Raw genomic sequence first — 17,557 nt, 5'->3', positions numbered from 1 at the left:
CGGGCCCGGCCGTGACGGATCCTCGCCGGACGATCCCGCGCACCGACACCCTGCTCGCCGAGCCCCGCATCGCCGCGGCTGTCCGGACTCTCGGGCGTGGCCTGGTGAAGGCGGCGGTGGTCGCGGCGCAGGAGCGTGCCCGCGGGGGTGAGATCCCGCCGGACGCCGTGGCCGAGGCCGTGCTCGCCGCCTTGCCGGTGGCCGTTTCCTCGCTGCGGCCGGTGGTGAACGCGACCGGAGTCGTGGTCCACACGAATCTCGGCCGGGCACCGCTCTCGCCGGCCGCGCTGGAGGCGGTCGTGGCGGCCGGGGGAGCCACCGACGTCGAGTTCGACCTGGCCACCGGGACCCGGGCCGAACGCGGCCGCGGGGCGCTCACGGCACTGGCGGCCGCGGTGCCGGGGGCGGCTGGTGTCCACGTCGTCAACAACAACGCGGCGGCGCTGCTGCTGTGCGCGCTCGCACTGGCTCCTGGACAGGAGATCGTGGTCAGCCGCGGCGAGCTGGTCGAGATCGGCGACGGTTTCCGGATCCCCGACCTGCTCGCCTCGACCGGCGCGCGGCTGCGTGAGGTCGGCACCACCAATCGCACGCACGTCGCCGATTACACGGCCGCGATCGGCCCGGACACCGGATTCGTGCTGAAGGTGCACCCGTCGAACTACCGGGTCACCGGGTTCACCGCCGAGGCCGGGGTCGCCGAGCTGACCGGGCTGGGCGTGCCGCTGGTCGTCGACATCGGCTCCGGCCTGCTGACGCCGCACCCGGCATTGCCCGGCGAGCCGGACGCGGCCGGGACGCTGGCCGCCGGGGCCGATCTGGTCACGGCCAGCGGCGACAAACTGCTCGGCGGGCCGCAGGCCGGTCTGCTGCTCGGCGACGCGACCCTGGTCGCGCGGCTGCGGCGGCACCCGGCGGCCCGCGCCCTGCGCGTCGACAAGCTGACCTTGGCCGCGCTCGAGGCGACCCTGCTCGGGCCCGAGCCCCCGGTGCGGGCGGCGCTCGCCGCACGCGAGGACACCCTGTTCCTCCGCGCGGAAGCCCTGAGCACGGCGCTGGCCGCTGAAGGGATCGATGCCCGCGCGGTGCGGTCGACGGCCGCGGCCGGTGGCGGCGGCGCACCGGGGGTCGAGCTGCCGAGCGCCGCGGTCAGCCTGCCCGCGTGGTACGCCGAGCCGCTGCGTCGCGGGGATCCCGCCGTCGTCGGCCGGGTCGAACGGGACCGGTGCCTGCTGGACCTGCGGACTGTCCGCCCGGCGGACGACCCGGTGATCGACGGGGCCGTCCGCCGATGCGGGTGATCGCCACGGCCGGGCACGTCGACCACGGGAAGTCCACCCTGGTGCGCCGGCTGACCGGCATGGAACCCGACCGCTGGGCCGAGGAGCGCCGTCGCGGCCTGACCCTCGACCTCGGTTTCGCCTGGACCGGGATCGGCGGTGAGGAGGTCGCGTTCGTCGACGTGCCCGGCCACGAGCGCTTCGTGCCCACCATGCTCGCGGGCGCCGGCCCGGCACCCGCGGTGCTGTTCGTGGTGGCCGCGGACGAGGGCTGGAAACCGCAGTCGGCGGAGCATCTGGCCGCGCTCGACGCGTTCGGCGCGGGCCACTGCCTGCTGGTGGTGACCAAGGCCGACCGCGCCGACCCCGCGGCCGCGGCCGCCGCGGCGGTGGCCGAGATCTCCCGGACATCGCTGGGAAGACCACCCGTGGTGGCCGTCAGCGCGGTCACCGGCGCGGGCATCGAGGAGCTGCGCACGGCCATCGGCGAGCTGACCGCGGCGCTGCCACCCCCGGACCCCGGGGCGGACGTCCGGTTGTGGCTCGACCGGGCGTTCACCGTGAAGGGCGCGGGCACGGTCGTCACCGGCACCCTCACGGCCGGCACGATCGCCATCGGGGACGAGCTGCTGCTGGGGTCGTCCCGGGTCAAGGTCCGTGGCCTGCAGGCACTCGGCCGGGCCAGCGAGCGGGTCCCGGCGGCGGCCCGCGTCGCGGTGAATCTCCGGGGCACCGCCCGCGCCGAGGTCCGCCGCGGCAAGGTCCTGCTGGCACCGGGGGCGTGGCTGACCACCGCCGAGCTGGACGTCCGGTTGCGCGGCGCGGCCTCCGCCGACCTGCACCGCGAACACGTGTTGCACCTGGGCACCGCGGCGGTCCCGGTCCGTGTCCGTCCGCTCGGGAGCGACACGGTGCGGCTCACCCTGGCGACGGCGCTGCCCCTGCGCGTGGGCGACCGCGGGTTGCTCCGCGATCCGGGCGAGCACCGGATCGCGGCGGGGTTCGACGTGCTGGACGTCCGCCCGCCGCGGCTGGCCCGCCGGGGCGCCGCTCGAGCGCGGGCCGAGGACCTGGCCGCGAAGGACCTCGGGCGAGGTTACCTGCGCCGCAACGGGTTCGTGCCCGCAGCCGACCTGAGGGCGATGGGTTTGCCGGAGACCGGCGACCGCCTGGGCGACTGGTGCGTCGACCCCGCGCGCATGACGCGGCTGCGCGCGGAAGTAGCCGAAGTCGTCGAAGGCTGGCACCGCGGTCACGTGGTCGCCGCGGGCATGCCGGTCGAGACGCTGCGGCAACAGCTGGGCCTTCCCGCACCCGGTCTCGTCGGGCCGGTGCTGGCCGGAACCGGGCTGATCGTCGACGGCGGCCTTGTCCGCCGCCCGGACCTGGGCCTGGCCCCGGAGGTCGACCGCGCGGTGCGGGCGCTGGAGGAGCGGTTCACCGAGTCCCCGTTCCGGGCCCCGGAAGCCGACGAACTGCGCGAACTGGGCCTCGGCCGGAGGGAGCTGGCCGCGGCGGTCCGGCTGGGCCGGCTGTCCTTGGTCGCCGAGGGCGTTGTGCTCGGCCCGGACGCGCAGGAGCGAGCGGTCACCGCGCTGGCCGGGCTGGGACAGCCGTTCACGGTCTCCGCGGCCCGGCGCGCGCTCGGCAGCACCCGCCGGGTGATGATCCCGCTGCTGGAGCGGCTCGACGCGGCCGGCCGCACCGAACCGCTGGGGGACGGCACCCGGCGCGTGGCCGGCTGAGGCGGCGGGCATCCTGCGCACGGGCCGTCAAGGGATTATTTTGGACCCATGGGCGTGCGACAGTGGATCGAAGACTGGCCGGTCTACCGGCAGCTGACCGGTCCCGATCACCTCGCGCGGGCCTCGGCGGCGAAGTCCGAAGGCTCCGAGCGCTGGCGCGCGCGTACCGAGGACGCCGACGAGGTCGTCCGCTCGATCTGCCCGTACTGCGCGGTGGGCTGCGGGCAGAAGGTGTACGTCAAGGACGGCCGCGTCACGCAGATCGAGGGTGATCCGGACTCGCCGATCTCCCGCGGCCGCCTGTGCCCGAAGGGCTCGGCCAGCAAGCAGCTCGTGACCAGCCCGAGCCGGGTCACCGAGGTCCTCTACCGCCGCCCGTACGGCACCGACTGGGAGCGGCTGCCGCTGGAGCGGGCGATGGACATGATCGCCGACCGGGTGCTGAAGACCCGCGCGCAGACCTGGCAGGACGTCGACGAGCACGGGCGGCGGCTCAACCGCACGCTCGGCTTCGCCAGTCTCGGCGGCGCGACGCTGGACAACGAAGAGAACTACCTGATGAAGAAGCTGTACACCGCGCTGGGCGCGATACAGATCGAGAACCAGGCCCGTATTTGACACTCCGCCACGGTTCCCGGTCTGGGGACCTCCTTCGGCCGTGGTGGCGCCACGACGTTCCAGCAGGATCTGGTCAACGCCGACTGCATCGTGATCCAGGGCTCGAACATGGCCGAGTGCCACCCGGTCGGCTTCCAGTGGGTGATGGAAGCGAAGGCACGTGGAGCGAAGATCATCCACGTCGACCCGCGATTCACGCGCACGAGCGCGGTTTCGCACGTGCACGCCGCCCTGCGCGCGGGCACGGACATCGCGTTCCTCGGCGGCCTGATCAACCACGTGCTGCGCAACGGCTTGGATTTCCGTGAGTACGTGCTGGCCTACACGAACGCCGCGGCGATCCTGACCGAGGAATTCGCCGACACCGAAGACCTCGACGGGTTGTTCTCCGGTTACGACCCGGAAAAGCGGCAGTACGACATCTCGACCTGGGCGTACGAGGACGCCGACGCGACGCCGGCCGCCGGCAGCGGCGAGCCGGAACAGTCCGGCGAGCACCACCACGGCGGCGAGCGCCACCAGCGCGCCGCCCGTGGCGAGTCCTACGGCAGCGGCGGCGCGTCGGTGCACGCCAAGCCGAAGACCGACGAGACCCTGCAGCACCCCCGTTGCGTCTACCAGGTACTCAAGCGCCACTTCGCGCGGTACACCCCCGAAGCCGTCGCCGACATCTGCGGACTGCCGGTGGAGCAGTTCGCCGAGATCGCCGAGGCGGTCACGGCGAACTCGGGCCGGGAGCGGACGACGGCGTGGGTTTACTCGGTCGGCTGGACCCACCACACGGTCGGCGCGCAGTACATCCGCACGGCGTCGATCCTGCAGACACTGCTGGGCAACATCGGCCGCCCCGGCGGCGGCATCCTCGCCTTGCGCGGCCACGCCAGCATCCAGGGCTCCACGGACATCCCGACGTTGTTCAACCTGCTGCCCGGCTACATCCCGATGCCCCACGCGCACGAGCACTTCGACCTCGACGGCTTCGTCGCCGCCGACGCCGGCAAGACCGGGTTCTGGGGCAACATGCGCGCCTACACAGTCAGCCTGCTCAAGGCGTACTGGGGTGAGAGCGCCCAGCCGGGCAACGACTTCCGGTTCGACTACCTGCCTCGCCTGACCGGCGACCACGGCACCTACGCGACGGTCCAGCAGCAGATCGAGGGGGAGTGCAAGGGGTACTTCCTGGTCGGGGAGAACCCGGCCGTGGGCTCCGCCAACGGCAAGTTCCAGCGCCTGGGGCTGGCCAACCTGGACTGGCTGGTCGTGCGCGACCTGCAGCTGATCGAGAGCGCGACGTTCTGGAAGAACGGGCAGGAGATCGAGACCGGGGAGCTGGCCACCACCGAGATCGGCACCGAGGTGTTCTTCCTGCCCGCCGCCGCGCACACCGAGAAGGACGGCAGCTTCACCAACACCCAGCGACTGCTGCAGTGGCACCACAAGGCCGTCGAACCGCCCGGCGAGGCCCGCAGCGACCTGTGGTTCTACTACCACCTGGGCCGGCTCATCCGGGAGCGGATCGGCGACGATCCGCGCGACGCGCCGCTGCGCGACCTGACCTGGAGCTATCCCACCGCGGGCCCGACGGCCGACCCGAGCGCGGAGTCCGTCCTCGCCGAGATCAACGGGCACGGCCCGGACGGCCCGCTCGCGGCGTACACCGAACTCAAGGACGACGGTTCGACCACCTGCGGCTGCTGGATCTACTGCGGCGTCCGCGCGGACGGGCACAACCACGCGGCCGACCGCAAGCCCGGTTCCGAGCAGGATTGGGTGGCCGGCGGCTGGGCGTGGGCGTGGCCGGCCAACCGGCGGATCCTGTACAACCGCGCGTCCGCGGATCCGGACGGGAAAGCGTGGAGCGAGCGGAAGAAACTGATCACCTGGGACGCCGGGCAGGGCAGGTGGGTCGGCCCGGACGTGCCCGACTTCGAGGTCACGAAACCTCCGGACTACGTCCCGCCCGAGGGGGCGAAGGCCCAGGCCGCGCTCGGCGGCGCCGACGCGTTCATCATGCAGACCGACGGCAAGGCCTGGCTGTTCGCGCCCGCCGGGCTCGCCGACGGCCCGCTGCCGGCGCACTACGAACCGTTCGAGAGCCCGGTCGGCAACGCGCTGTACAGCCAGCAGGAGTCCCCGACGCGGCAGACCCTGGACAGCCCGCACAACCGGTACAACCCGGCGCGCAGCAAGGCTTACCCGTACGTTTTCACCACCTACCGCCTGACCGAGCACCACACGGCCGGCGGGATGAGCCGGACCCTGCCGTATCTGGCCGAGCTGCAGCCGGAGTTCTTCTGCGAGGTGTCGCCGGCGCTCGCCGCCGAGCGGGGCCTGGAGCATCTCGGCTGGGCCACCATCGTCTCGGCGCGCACGGCGATCGAGGCGCGGGTGCTGGTGACCGACCGGATCAAGCCGCTGAAGGTGCGCGGCCGGACCATCCACCAGGTCGGGTTGCCCTACCACTGGGGCCCGAACGGGCTTTCGCGCGGTGACGCGGCGAACGACCTGCTGTCGGTCGTGATGGACCCCAACGTGCACATCCAGGAGGCGAAAGCGGCGACGTGCGACATCCGCCCCGGCCGCCGGCCGCGCGGGCCTGCACTGCCGGTCCACGTGGAGGAGTATCGGTCACGGGCCGAGGAAGGGGAGCCGACCGATGGGTGAGTCCGGGTATCTCGGCGACCAGCCGCGCATGGGGTTCTTCACCGACACCTCCGTGTGCATCGGCTGCAAGGCGTGCGAGGTCGCGTGCAAGGAGTGGAACGGCGTGCCCGAGGCGGGCGGTCTCGACCTGCTGGGCATGTCCTACGACAACACCGGTGCCCTCGGCTCGAACACCTGGCGGCACGTCGCGTTCATCGAACAGCCGGTTCCGTCCACAAAGGACGTTCCGGCCCGGGACGTCGTCGCGCTGGGGATGCCGGCCGTCGGCGCGCCGGCGCCGGATGAGGAACCCGGCGTCCGCTGGCTGATGTCCAGCGACGTCTGCAAGCACTGCACCCACGCTGCCTGCCTCGATGTCTGCCCCACCGGGGCGCTGTTCCGCACCGAGTTCGACACCGTCGTGGTGCAGCAGGACATCTGCAACGGCTGCGGCTACTGCGTGCCGGCCTGTCCCTACGGGGTGATCGAGAAACGGAAGAGCGACGGCCGCGCGTTCAAGTGCACCCTGTGTTACGACCGGCTCGGCGCCGGCCTCGAACCGGCGTGCGCGAAGGCTTGTCCCACCGACTCGATCCAGTTCGGCGAGCTCGACGAGTTGCGTGAGCGGGCGGCCGAGCGGGTCACCACGCTGCACGACTCCGGCGTCGCGGAGGCCCGGCTCTACGGCCACGACCCGAACGACGGTGTCGGCGGTGACGGCGCGTTTTTCCTGCTCCTGGACGAGCCTGAGGTCTACGGGCTGCCGCCGGACCCGGTGGTCACCACGCGCGACCTGCCCGCGATGTGGAAGCGGGCCGCGGCGACCGCGGCCGGTGTCGCCGCGGCGGTGGCGGTCTCGTTCCTGGGGCGGCGGCGGTGAGCCCGCGCCGCGAGCGGGCGATGGTCGAGCCCGCCGAATTCCGCTCGTACTACGGCAGGCCGATCCTCAAGGAGCCGGCCTGGAAGCAGCCGGACGTGCCGCTGTACCTGTTCCTCGGCGGCGCGGCGGGCGCGTCGGCGTCGATCGCCGCGCTGGCCGACGTCACCGGGCGTCCGGAGCTGGCCCGGGCCGGGCGGCTGGTGGCGTCGGGTGGTTCGATCGCCAGCGTCGCCGCGCTCATCCACGATCTCGGGAAACCGACGCGGTTCCTGCACATGCTGCGGGTACTCAAGCCGACGTCCCCGCTGTCGGTCGGTTCGTGGATCCTGTCGCCGTTTTCGGGGCTGGCCGCGGTGGCGGCGGCGTCGGAGCTGAGCGGGATCCTGCCCGGGGCCGGCCGCCTGGCCGGTGCGGCCGCGGGTCTGCTCGGCCCGGCCATGTGCACCTACACCGCGGTGCTGCTGTCGGACACCGCGACGCCTTCGTGGCACGAGGCGTACGGCACACTGCCGATCCTGTTCGCGGGCAGCGCCTTGACCAGCGGCGCGGGAGCGGCGTTGCTGCTCGTCCCGTCGGTGGAGACCGGGCCGGTGGTCCGCGCCGGGCTGATCGGCGCGGCCGCGGAACTCGCCGCGGCGCGGCACGCGGAGACCGGGCTGGGCCTCGCCTCGGAGCCCTACCGCACCGGCCGGGCGGGCAAGCTCCTCAAGGCGGCCCGCGCGCTGACCGCGGCGGGCGCGGGCTTGTCGCTGGTCGCCCGCCGCAACCGGGCCGCCGGGGCGGCCGCGGGCGTCGCGTACCTGGCGGCCGGGTTGTGCACTCGCTTCGGCGTCTACGCCGCAGGCGTCGAGTCGGCCAGGGACCCGAAGTACGTGGTCGTGCCCCAGCGCGAACGCCTCCGCCGCTGACGGGCGAACGGCCCCGGTGACATCCGAGGCACGGCACCGACCGACGAGTTCCGGGTCAGGTCGCGCGCAGGAATTCGCCGATGGCCCGGGCTACTTCGCCGGGAGCCTGCTCGGCCTGGTGGTGTCCGGAATGGACGTCTACGCCACGCAGTTCCCCGGCGACCCAGGGCCGCCAGATCGTCAGGGGGTCGCCGTGGATGTCGATGTCGTCTTCGGTCGCGGCGAGCAGCAGTGTCGGGCACCGCACCTGCCGGCCGGCCGCGCGGTCGGCTTCCTCGTGGACGCGGTCGATCCGCAGGCCGGCGCGGTAGTCCTCGCACATCCCGTGGACGACCGCGGGGTCGCGCAGCGCCGCCCAGATGTCGGCGTGGTTGGCTTCCCCCACTTCGTGCGGCCCAGGTGTGCGATACCAGGCTTCGGGGGCGGAGTTGATGACGCGCTCGGCGGGTTTGTCGGTCTGGGCGAGAAACCACCAGTGCCACCACGTGCGGACGAAGTCCTCGTTGAGGCGTTCGAGGTGTTCGGTGATGGGGAGCCCGTCCATCACCACGAGCCGGTCGACGACGTCCGGATGGTCCATCGCGGTGCGGAAGGCGACGAGCGCGCCACGATCGTGGCCCACAACTGAGAACCGTTCGTGTCCGAGGTGCCGCATGAGCGACACGATGTCGCCGGCCATCGCCCGCTTGGCCGACTGCGCGTGTCCGGGTTCGTCCGCCGGCAGCGTGGAACGTCCGTAACCCCGCAGATCGGGGCAAACGACGAAGTGGTCGTCCGCCAGCCGCGGCGCGACGCGGTGCCAGGTGGTGTGCGTCCGGGGGTGGCCGTGGACCAGGACGACCGGGGTGCCCGATCCGCCGTGCCGGACCCGCAACCGCACCGGGCCGACATCGACGGTCTCCAGCGTGAAACCTTCGAACACGGCTCACTCCTTCCGGGGAGGCCGGCACGCGCGACCGGCCTCGACGCCTCGGATACCCCTTCTCCCGGTGGATTACCGTGCACGCCGGCGCGAAGGTCGTCGAGTCCTGCTGAGTGTCGGCCGGTCAACCGCCGGAGGGCGCATTGCTGAGATCGACCACGCAAAAGCGGTTGCCGTCCGGATCCCCAGCGCCAGCGCGCGACCGGAGCCATCGGCGTGGTGCAGGGTCCGCCAGTTGTCGCCGGCCCATTCGTCAGCTTCGACGAGATGCAAGGCCGAGGTCCAGAACGCCACCGCGCGCGGCAGATCGGACACGCCGATGACGGGGAAACCGAGCCTCAGCATGCGTCCAGCCTAGCGCGCCGATGACCGGCGAGTGTCCACTTGGGAATCTGTTTCGGCCGCACGTCGCACGGCTTCGTTCCCGGCCTGCTGAGGCAACAACTCATTCCGGCGGTCGGATGGCCCGCACGGACCTGCGGGAAACGTACCCCGGCCCGGTCAGGCCGATTCAGGACGCCTTCAACGCTGCTTCCAGGTCGTCGCGCGTCATCTTCGAGCGGCCCTTGACGTCGCGTTCCTTGGCCAGCTTTTGCAGCTGTGCCTTGGACAGCCCGGCGAGGTCCGGCTTCTCGCGCTTCGCGGACCGACCTCGCTGCCCGTCCCGTTTGCGCACGCTCTTGGACAACGCTTCGAACAGGTCGACGACCTTCGTGTCCTCGTCCGGTTCCGCTGCCGGGGTCACCGTCCCGCCGGCCTTCTTGGCGTCGATGAGGTCGCGGACGCGCTCGTTGTAGGTGTCGTGGTATTCCTCCGGCTGCCACTGCCCGGTCATCGCGTCGATGAGCCGGACGGCCATCTCGAGTTCCTTCCCGTTCGTCTTGGCGTCCGCCGGGAGCAGGGGGATGTCCTTCGCCGGGTCACGCACGTCCGTGGCGAAGTGCAGGGTGTTGAGTACCAGGACACCCTTCCCGGCCCGGACGAGCGCGAGGTGTTCCCGCCCGTGCAGGGCGAATTTCGCGACTGCCGCCTTGTCCCGCTTGCCCAGGGCTTCGACGAGCAGCACGTACGGCCGCTCGGCGTCCTCTTTCGCCGGTGCGAGCCAATAAGTGCGGTCGAAGTAGATCGGGTCGACCTCGTCCAGATCGACGAAGCGTTCCACCTCGAGAGAACGCGACCGACCGGGTGCCACCTCGTCGAGCTCCTGCTGCTCGACCAGGACGTACTCGCTGTCGTCGAGCTCGTAGCCTTTGGCGATCTCCGCGTAGGGGACCTCGTCGCCGGTCCGCTCGTTGACCCGGCGGGAGCGGATGCGGTCGCGCGTGCCCTGCTGGAACTGGGTGAAGTGCACGGCGTGGTCGTCGACGGCCTTGTACAGCCGCACTGGCACGCTGACCAGGCCGAACGCCAGAGACCCCTGCCAAACCGGACGCATCCCGCTACTCCCTTCACCCACCGATGAGTACCCGGCGTCGGGCATGGTCACACGGCGTTCGGCCAGCTCGTCGGCGCTGGTGCAGAACAGCGGAGGAATTCCCACCGCTCATTCATCGCGGGTAATCCCGTCCGCGGTGGGTACCCGGCCGCCAAGGAGGCACCGAGATGACTGACTACCGGCACACCGCCACGATCGACCTGCCCGCCGACGAGCTCTTCGCCTATTTGCGCGAACCGAGAAACTTGCCGCATTACTTCCCCCAGATGCGGGAAGCCGAGCCCCAGGGCGGCGACGCGGTGCACGTCGAGGCAGACGTGGGTGGCGAGCGCGTCGAGGGCGAAGCATGGCTCACCGTGGACGAGGGTGCCCGGAAGCTCTCGTGGGGTGCGCAGGGCCCGCACGATTACCACGGGGAGCTGACCATCGACGAGCAGGCGCCTGGCGGCTCTCGGCTGACCATCACCCTCCACAGTGTTCGCGAGAGCGAGGGGGAGCAAGTGCAGCGCGGACTGGAAGAGACCGTCGCGGCGCTGGCGCACACGGCGGTGGCGGACTCCGATGTGGAGAACGCCGAGGCTGAAGGCGGCTGGACCGGCCGCTGACCGGTCGAAGCCAGCAGGAGGAGGTCGGCCATGCACCCCGAGAGCGACCAGCACTCGCCACCGGAAGAAGTCACATCGCCGGGCAACGGTCATTGCTTCGCCGGACAGCGGCGGGAATCCGGAAGCCCGGGCACGCCGTTCGGCGGTCCCGGATGACGGCGGCGGAATCCACGCCGGATACCACCGTGATCGTCCGGCACCGCTTGCGGGCGGAGCTGGTGTTCGCCCAGCCGTGGCTCCGCCGGCTGCTCGGCGCCCACAGCGGCCTCGAACTGGACGCCGACGGCCTGCGCGTGCGGCTCGGGCCGTGGGTGGTGTCGACGCCGGTCGGCAACCTCGCCGGCGCGGAGGTCGTCGGCCCGTTCAACCCGGTGAAGGCGCTCGGCGTGCGGCTGTCACTGGCCGACCACGGGCTGACCTTCGCTGCCTCGGCCGGACGAGCGGTGTGCATCCGGTTTCACCGGCCGGTGCCGGGGATCGAGCCGACCGGTCTGCTGCGGCACCCGGGGCTGACGGTCGCGGTTGCCGGCCCGGAGCTCGTGGCCGAGGCGGTCAACCGGATCGCCCGGCCCTGATGTCCGGCGGCCGGAGGGTGGGCCGGCCGCGGGTTTCCCCGGCGCGGCAAAGGAATCGCCTGGGGCTGGGCGGATTCTGTCCGGGTGGCGGTGGTGGGGCAGGCCTCTGTCACGCCTGGCCGGCGGCAGGACGCAGACCCGGGTTGAGCGCCGTTGGCCGGGCCGCCCGGAAAGCAGCCCTCAGGCGGGCGGGTATTGAGCCGCCGTGAGCAGCCGGGCGAGGTGGACGGCGTTGCGGACCAGGGTGGCGTTGGCGGAGGCGACGGCTTCGGGGGTCTCGTCGAGGTCGTTGTAGTCGCCGCCCTGCATCGCTTCGCCGTTCCAGTAGGTCCCGCCCTGGGCGGGGATGGTGAAGCCGATGTCGTTGAGGGCCTGGAAGAGGTCGGCGATGATCTTGTGGGCGCCGTCCTCGTTGCCGACGGCCGCGGCGACGGCGACCTTGCCGAACATGGCGGGGCGGCCCTGGTCGTCGGTTTCGGACAGTTCGGCGTCGAGGCGTTCGAGGACTCGCTGGGCGACGCTGGACATGTGCCCGACCCAGGTGGGCGTGGCCACGAGCAGGATGTCGGCGCCGGCGATCTTGCGGCGGAGGCCGGGCCATTCGTCGCCGTGGCCCATGTCGGCTTCCACGCCCGGGCGCACGTCGTGGTCGACGACGCGCACGCTCTCGCCGTCGACACCAGCCCGGGCGAACAGGTCGAGCAATTGTGCGGCGATCAGGTCGCTGCTCGATTTCGCCGGAGCGGGTTTGAGGGTGCAGATCAGGGCCAGAACGCGCATGAATGCCTCCATGGAAGTGCCGGGATTTCGAGCCGCGGATTCCCCGTGGGAGTCCGGTCGAAGCGAACTCGCCGAGCGTGCCGCTCATCAGTCGGCGACGCCCTTGCCCTGGTCGACGAAGGTCTGCCGCTCCGGGGTCACGCTCGTCGACCTGGAGACGGGCTCGTTCACCCGTTTCCACTCCGGTCACCTTGCCGCGGACTCCGCCCGGTGGGTCTCGGTGTTGAGCACGATCTCGCCGTTTTCGACGTGCACCCAGATCATCTGGGTCTGCAGCCGTCCGCCGGACAGCACCGTGGTGACCGCGGCGAAGTTCTTGCCGGTGGCCAGTTCCTCCGTCTCCGGCATCAGTTTCGGACCGTCTGCGGTACGAGCGGGCACGATGTCCTCCTGCGGGTCAGGACTCGGCCGAGCCGGTCGCGAGTCCCTTCCGGCTACCCCCTGAGCCCCACCACAAACCGGCGCCGCTCGACGCGGGCGTCCGGCGGGCTTCAGCCGCGGCGAGGAAATGACGGAGCTGCCGGCGGCGGTCGGGACCATCCTCACTCTGCTGACCTGAAACCCCGTGCCCATAGCCACACAAGCACCGGTTACCGCTCTTTCCCGAGGATCGGCCGGCACCTCCATCCCCCGTCGGATAGCCGTGCTTCGCCCGCCGAAACCTCGAGCCGAATGCCGCGATCGGGCGAATCCGGTTCGTCACGCGGACGCTCGCTCGGCGGGGTCTCCAGGTCGCGGAAAACCATGAGGGGTCGTTTGCCCGGCCCCGGTTGCCGGGTAACCGGAGAATCCGGCCGGACCGCTCAGGTGCCGGGCCGCTGAGCCCACCTGCGCCTTCGCCCACCGAGATCCACCTCCCTGAAAGGGTGATTTCATGCCTACCGTCTCACGGACGTTCACCGTCGAGCCCGGACCCGGAGTCGTCATTCCCTACCTGGCCGACTTCGGCCACGCCGAGCAGTGGGACCCCGGCACCGAGCGGACCTACACGCTCGAACAGCTCGCCGGAGACCGCGTGGTCCTGGTCGGGCGCAACGACACCGCCACTTCCACCGAGACCATCGAGGTCAGGTCCAGCGGTGCGGGGTCGAGCGTCACCTACACCAACGAACTGCAGTTCAACGGCGTCGCCAAGTTGGCGGCGCCACTGAGCAAGCTGGTCTTCGAGAAGCTCGGCAACGACACCGAGCGGCGGCTGACCGAAGCGCTCAACGGCCTGGCCCGCTAGCCATGCCGGCGACGAGACGGCGGCGGAGCACGGTCGACACCGCGAACCTGTGCCGGGTGGCCGCGCTGTCGGCCGCGGTGGTGACCGCGGCGCAGACCGCGACCGCCGTCGTCGCGCTGCGTTCGGGGCGGCGCGACTACGCCGATGCCGTCTGGGGCCCCGGCTTGGCCGCCGTGGCCGTGACCAGCGCGCTGGCCGGTCGCGGTGACGCCCGGCGGCGCTGGGCCCTGGCGGCGGCCACCTCCGCGTGGGCGGCCCGGCTCGAACGCCAGATGCTCGGCCGCCTGCGCGGGAGCGACGAGGAAGACCCGCGTTACACCGAGTTCCTCGAAGGCGACTCGGCGAAAACGGTGCTCGGCAAGGTCTTCCTGACCCAGGGGCTGAGCCAGCTGCTGGTCTCCGCGCCGGTGCAGCTCGCGGCCGCCAGCGCGGTGCCGCGCGGCCGGCGCCGGTGGCTCGCCCCCGCCGGGCTGGCGGTGATGATCGCCGGTGGCGTCGTGGAGGCGTTGGCCGATCACCAGAAGTCGGAGTACTCCCAACGGGACAAGGAAAACCGGCCGGACGTGCTCGACACCGGCTTGTGGGGCTGGTCGCGGCACCCGAACTACTTCGGCGACTCCCTGGTGTGGGACGGAGCGTGGATCGCCGCGGCCGCGTCCGCCCCGGGCGCGTGGACGCTGCCCGCGCCGGCGGTCATGAGCTACCTGCTGATGTTCGCCACCGGCGCCAAGCGCACCGAAAAGCGGATGCAAGACCGCCCCGGCTACCGCGCTTACCAGAAGCGAACGGCGTTCTTCTTCCCGCGGCCCCCGAAGCGGACCTGAACGTACCGAACGCCGTCCAGGGTCTCGCGGACTGTCCTAAGTGGGCCGGCCGCCCCCGCGCTTCTCGTAGGCCGGGGGCGTTCTACCTGACTGACGTTCCGGACGAAGAAGAGGCGGGGCACGGCGGCCTCCCGTTGCACCGTGCCCCGCGAGGGCCGGCGCCGTACTGGTCCAAAGCAGGCGACAGCCCTATCTGCGCCACAAGCGCACCGGTGCGTCAGCCCATCGCCGGGCGGCACTCGGTGGCTGGGGCGGGTCTGGATCAACCAGTCAGGAAACGGACGACCGGCCTCGATGCGGCCGGCGGACATCGGCCGGAGCCGGAGTGGCCGGAGGTCTGATGGCGTGGCGCGCCATAGCCAAGTTCACCCTTCGCCGCGGGGTTGGTGAATGCCACCCGGGGACCAGGGGGAGCGCACTGTCCGGGTGCCCACTCCGGATGAGGCCAAACGTCCGGGAACGAGCCAGGGGCGGTGGGGGAGCCGGATCGAGGGGAACATCCGGACGTCGAACACGGCGCCGACGAGAGCCGAAGCGGTGAGGACCGGATGGCGAGGGAGAAGATCGTCGTCCCCCCGGTGGCGCGGACCGCGACCAGGCCGAGGCCGCCGTTGAGCCCCGCGCCGACGGCCGCCGCCCCCGGATGTGGAGTTTCCCCCGGAACGAGGTACGGTGGTGCTGCCCCTCGCCGAGAGTGCCCAGATCTCGCCCTCGCGACGATCGTCCACTTCGGGAACCGGGCCCGTTCGAAGACTCCCCGTTGACGCCAGGACTCCCGCGTCGGCGACGTCGACCGGGCCGTTCAGGAGCACTCCGTGGAATCACCGGGATACCTCGCTCGCTTACGAGAGCGTCTCGGACCTGTTGGCCGTGTGGCAGGGCGGGGAATCACTCGTCATCGAGGTGGCCGGGGAAGTGGACCACCAGAACGTCGCGGACCTCGGACCGCGCCGGGCTGCGGGTGGTCGCGACCGGCCGGGCCATCCTGCGCCCGTTGCGGCTGACCGGCCTGGACCGCTCGCTCGCGGTGTACGACTCCGTCGCCGCCGCGCTCGCCGCGGCCCGCCGTCGACCCTGACGGGGCGGACGGCTTGCCCACCCCGACCCTGACTGTCCACTTCGGAGAGGCGTGATCCGTTGTGAGTACCCGAGTCCTGCTGGACCCGCACGATCCCCTGGTCGCGTGTGACCGGTGTGGCTACACCACCGTGCACGTGGCGCGGGTGATCACCGACAGCGGTGTGGTCATCGGGAAGACGCTGGTGTGCACGTCCTGCCGTCATCACCGCCGGCTCGAGGCCGAGCAGCGCGCGGAGGAGATGGCGACGGCCGAAGCGTCGAGGCTGTCGGCCGACGGAGAGCCGAGTCCGGGGACAGAGTGAGGGGATGACCTCAGCCCCCGGACAATCGGAGAGAGGGGGCGACGGCCAGGTGGAGGCCTGAACCGTGGAATGGTCGCTCACCCCTTGACGAGATGGTCGAACCTCCGGCGCCTACTCGGGCGAACGCGCTCACGCCGGTCACCGCGCCCCCGCCGTCATCCGCATCGAGTGGATCCGCGCGTAAGAGGGTCGCGCGATGGGCGGCGTTGCGCGCAGCCACCGCGTTGGTCGTTTTGCAGTGGCTGCTGGACTTCGCCGGACTGGGTTCAGGGCGAGCGCACGCAGGGAGCGGCCGGCTCACCCGAAGGATGGCCATCACGATGGGGAGCCGGCCGCTGTCACCCGCGATGAACTCTCCAGACGGAAGCTCAGCGCAGCTCTTATTTCACCCGGTACTTCGGAATACGCTACTTCTCGGTGTGCTGGGCTGCCCGATCGACGTCGCCGCGCCATTCGCCGGTCTCGGCGCCGTCCCGCTGCTCGATGAACGTCTTGAACCGGTCGAGGTCACCCTGGACGCGGCGATCGAGGATGCCCAGCTTGTCGGCGACGTTTTCGACGAATCCGTCGGGGTCGATGTCCATTTGCACCGTCACCCGGGTGTGACGGTCGTCGATTCGGTGCACCGTCGCGACCCCGGCATGATTCGGGCCGTCACCGTTCGAGGCCCATGCGACTCGTTCGTCGGGGTGCTGTTCGGTGATCGTCGCGTCGAACTCCCGGGTCACACCGGCGACGTTGATCCGCCAGTGCGTGTGGGTGTCGTCGAGCTGGTCGATCCGTTCGACGCCATCCATGAACCGGGGAAACTGGGTGAACTGGGTCCATTGGTTGTAGACGGTGGTGACGTCGGCTTCGACGTCGACGGACTTGGTTACGGTACTCATGAAGCTGCCCCGCTCCTTCGCGATCGGCGTGTGCCGCATGGGATGTGCGCGGCCACCCTCTGGCTACCCGCCCCGGGCGGTGGCAAACCGATCCAGAGCCGATCCAGACTGGGCATCGCTGACCGCTTCGGCCTGGGGATCGGCCAGCACCCTCGCCGACACCTTGCCGACGGATCCTGCTGCGCGCGCAACGAGCCGAACAAGCTGCCGATGAGCCCGGCGGTCCGGCGGAGGCCGGGGGTGCGGCTGTCGATCAGGGTGAGCAGGACGATGGCGTGCAGGATCGGCGGTACCAGGTAGGCAAGTCCGAAGTGGATCGTCGGATCATCCGGTGGGGCAAGGCTTTCCATGGTGACAGAGGTCGAGGCGGTGGACAGCGCGACCGTCGCGATCGCGCAGGAGGCGAGCATGGTGCCGCCGAGCCGGGGCGAAGTGTGGCAGAGGGGCCGCGCCCGGCCCGGCGACAGTCGGTGGAGGCGAAACGCAGTGGTCGCCCGCATAGGTGGTCAGCTCGACTCGATCGGGTGCGACTCCGGCTGGGTCTCCTGCGAGGCCCCGTCGGCATGCCCGTTGCTGCTGCCGTTGCCGTTGCTGCTGCCGTTGTGGCCGTTGTGCGCGGCCCGCTCCAGCGCGGCCGACTCCTCCGGCGGGTCCGGCCGCAGGAGGGAGCCCGGAACGGCGTGCCCGGCGGTGCCGAGCTTGTTCATCTTCTTCGGCACGGTCGCGCCCTGGTATTCCAGCGGAATGGCGTGGCCGTGGCTGTCCACGCCGCCGAGCGGCTGGTGGAGCTCGATGAACTCGCCGTGCGGCAGGCGCTTGATGATGCCCGTCTCGACGCCGTGCTC

The 17,557-nt window shown here is 71.4% G+C and carries 16 protein-coding genes and 1 pseudogene; 10 read left to right on the top strand and 7 right to left on the bottom strand.

Annotation, left to right across the window (positions count from 1 at the left end; genetic code table 11):
- The first annotated feature begins 11 nt into the window (after positions 1 to 11).
- From selA to nrfD, 5 genes are read left to right on the top strand one after another with little or no spacing between them, the layout of a single operon-like run.
- Positions 12 to 1,301, top strand: coding sequence for an L-seryl-tRNA(Sec) selenium transferase (gene selA, locus BMY97_RS17620; protein ID WP_091617956.1), 1,290 nt, complete (start codon positions 12 to 14; stop codon positions 1,299 to 1,301).
- Positions 1,292 to 3,025, top strand: a complete 1,734-nt coding sequence (selB, locus tag BMY97_RS17615) for a selenocysteine-specific translation elongation factor (RefSeq protein ID WP_091617955.1) — start codon at positions 1,292 to 1,294, stop codon at positions 3,023 to 3,025. Before selA ends, selB begins: the two co-directional genes overlap by 10 nt.
- A gap of 48 nt (positions 3,026 to 3,073) precedes the next feature.
- Complete coding sequence (gene fdh / locus BMY97_RS17605; RefSeq protein ID WP_177231403.1) at positions 3,074 to 6,307, top strand: formate dehydrogenase; 3,234 nt, start codon at positions 3,074 to 3,076, stop codon at positions 6,305 to 6,307.
- The gene (locus BMY97_RS17600) at positions 6,300 to 7,166 is read left to right on the top strand and encodes a 4Fe-4S dicluster domain-containing protein (protein ID WP_091617952.1); all 867 of its coding nucleotides are present in this window, start codon (positions 6,300 to 6,302) and stop codon (positions 7,164 to 7,166) included. Before fdh ends, BMY97_RS17600 begins: the two co-directional genes overlap by 8 nt.
- Positions 7,163 to 8,074, top strand: coding sequence for an NrfD/PsrC family molybdoenzyme membrane anchor subunit (nrfD, locus tag BMY97_RS17595; protein ID WP_091618199.1), 912 nt, complete (start codon positions 7,163 to 7,165; stop codon positions 8,072 to 8,074). The genes BMY97_RS17600 and nrfD overlap by 4 nt, the downstream gene beginning before the upstream one ends.
- A gap of 55 nt (positions 8,075 to 8,129) precedes the next feature.
- On the opposite strand, the gene BMY97_RS17590 is transcribed toward nrfD, so the two are convergent.
- From BMY97_RS17590 to ku, 3 genes are all read right to left on the bottom strand, one after another.
- Positions 8,130 to 8,996, bottom strand: coding sequence for an alpha/beta fold hydrolase (locus BMY97_RS17590; RefSeq protein WP_091617951.1), 867 nt, complete (start codon positions 8,994 to 8,996; stop codon positions 8,130 to 8,132).
- Between the two features lie 72 nt (positions 8,997 to 9,068).
- Complete coding sequence (locus BMY97_RS17585; protein ID WP_245787368.1) at positions 9,069 to 9,341, bottom strand: VOC family protein; 273 nt, start codon at positions 9,339 to 9,341, stop codon at positions 9,069 to 9,071.
- 166 nt (positions 9,342 to 9,507) lie between these two features.
- Positions 9,508 to 10,431, bottom strand: a complete 924-nt coding sequence (ku, locus tag BMY97_RS17580; RefSeq protein WP_091618198.1) for a non-homologous end joining protein Ku — start codon at positions 10,429 to 10,431, stop codon at positions 9,508 to 9,510.
- A 167-nt stretch (positions 10,432 to 10,598) separates the two neighbouring features.
- On the opposite strand from ku, the gene BMY97_RS17575 reads away from it, so the two are divergent.
- The gene (locus BMY97_RS17575; protein ID WP_091617950.1) at positions 10,599 to 11,036 is read left to right on the top strand and encodes an SRPBCC family protein; all 438 of its coding nucleotides are present in this window, start codon (positions 10,599 to 10,601) and stop codon (positions 11,034 to 11,036) included.
- Between the two features lie 152 nt (positions 11,037 to 11,188).
- Positions 11,189 to 11,611, top strand: a complete 423-nt coding sequence (locus BMY97_RS17570; protein WP_091617949.1) for a hypothetical protein — start codon at positions 11,189 to 11,191, stop codon at positions 11,609 to 11,611.
- Positions 11,612 to 11,791: 180 nt separating this feature from the next.
- Here BMY97_RS17570 and BMY97_RS17565 read toward each other — a convergent pair whose 3' ends face one another.
- Positions 11,792 to 12,391 carry a flavodoxin family protein gene (locus tag BMY97_RS17565; protein ID WP_091617948.1) on the bottom strand — a complete coding sequence of 200 codons (600 nt, stop codon included), beginning with the start codon at positions 12,389 to 12,391 and terminating at the stop codon, positions 11,792 to 11,794.
- Positions 12,392 to 12,577: 186 nt separating this feature from the next.
- Complete coding sequence (locus BMY97_RS48420; RefSeq protein ID WP_245787367.1) at positions 12,578 to 12,739, bottom strand: hypothetical protein; 162 nt, start codon at positions 12,737 to 12,739, stop codon at positions 12,578 to 12,580.
- Positions 12,740 to 13,265: 526 nt separating this feature from the next.
- Here BMY97_RS48420 and BMY97_RS17555 point away from each other — a divergent pair.
- The 3 genes from BMY97_RS17555 (at position 13,266) to BMY97_RS45970 (ending at position 15,825) form a co-directional block, all read left to right on the top strand.
- On the top strand, positions 13,266 to 13,619 hold the full coding sequence (locus tag BMY97_RS17555) for an SRPBCC family protein (RefSeq protein ID WP_091617947.1): 354 nt from the start codon (positions 13,266 to 13,268) through the stop codon (positions 13,617 to 13,619).
- 2 nt (positions 13,620 to 13,621) lie between these two features.
- A complete protein-coding gene (locus BMY97_RS17550) occupies positions 13,622 to 14,443 on the top strand; it encodes a DUF1295 domain-containing protein (RefSeq protein ID WP_091617946.1) in 822 nt (273 codons plus the stop codon).
- A 1,139-nt stretch (positions 14,444 to 15,582) separates the two neighbouring features.
- On the top strand, positions 15,583 to 15,825 hold the full coding sequence (locus tag BMY97_RS45970; RefSeq protein WP_143086210.1) for a hypothetical protein: 243 nt from the start codon (positions 15,583 to 15,585) through the stop codon (positions 15,823 to 15,825).
- 407 nt (positions 15,826 to 16,232) lie between these two features.
- Here the strand turns inward: BMY97_RS45970 and BMY97_RS17540 are convergent, their stop codons facing one another.
- Positions 16,233 to 16,712, bottom strand: a complete 480-nt coding sequence (locus tag BMY97_RS17540; RefSeq protein WP_091618197.1) for an SRPBCC family protein — start codon at positions 16,710 to 16,712, stop codon at positions 16,233 to 16,235.
- 506 nt (positions 16,713 to 17,218) lie between these two features.
- Positions 17,219 to 17,557 (bottom strand): annotated as a pseudogene (locus tag BMY97_RS17535) (cytochrome bc1 complex cytochrome b subunit); the annotation flags it as partial.

The organism is Amycolatopsis saalfeldensis (genome assembly GCF_900110575.1).
Lineage (GTDB): Bacteria > Actinomycetota > Actinomycetes > Mycobacteriales > Pseudonocardiaceae > Amycolatopsis > Amycolatopsis saalfeldensis.
The sequence above is the reverse complement of the archived record's forward strand: the minus strand, read 5'-3'. Positions and strand labels throughout refer to the sequence as shown.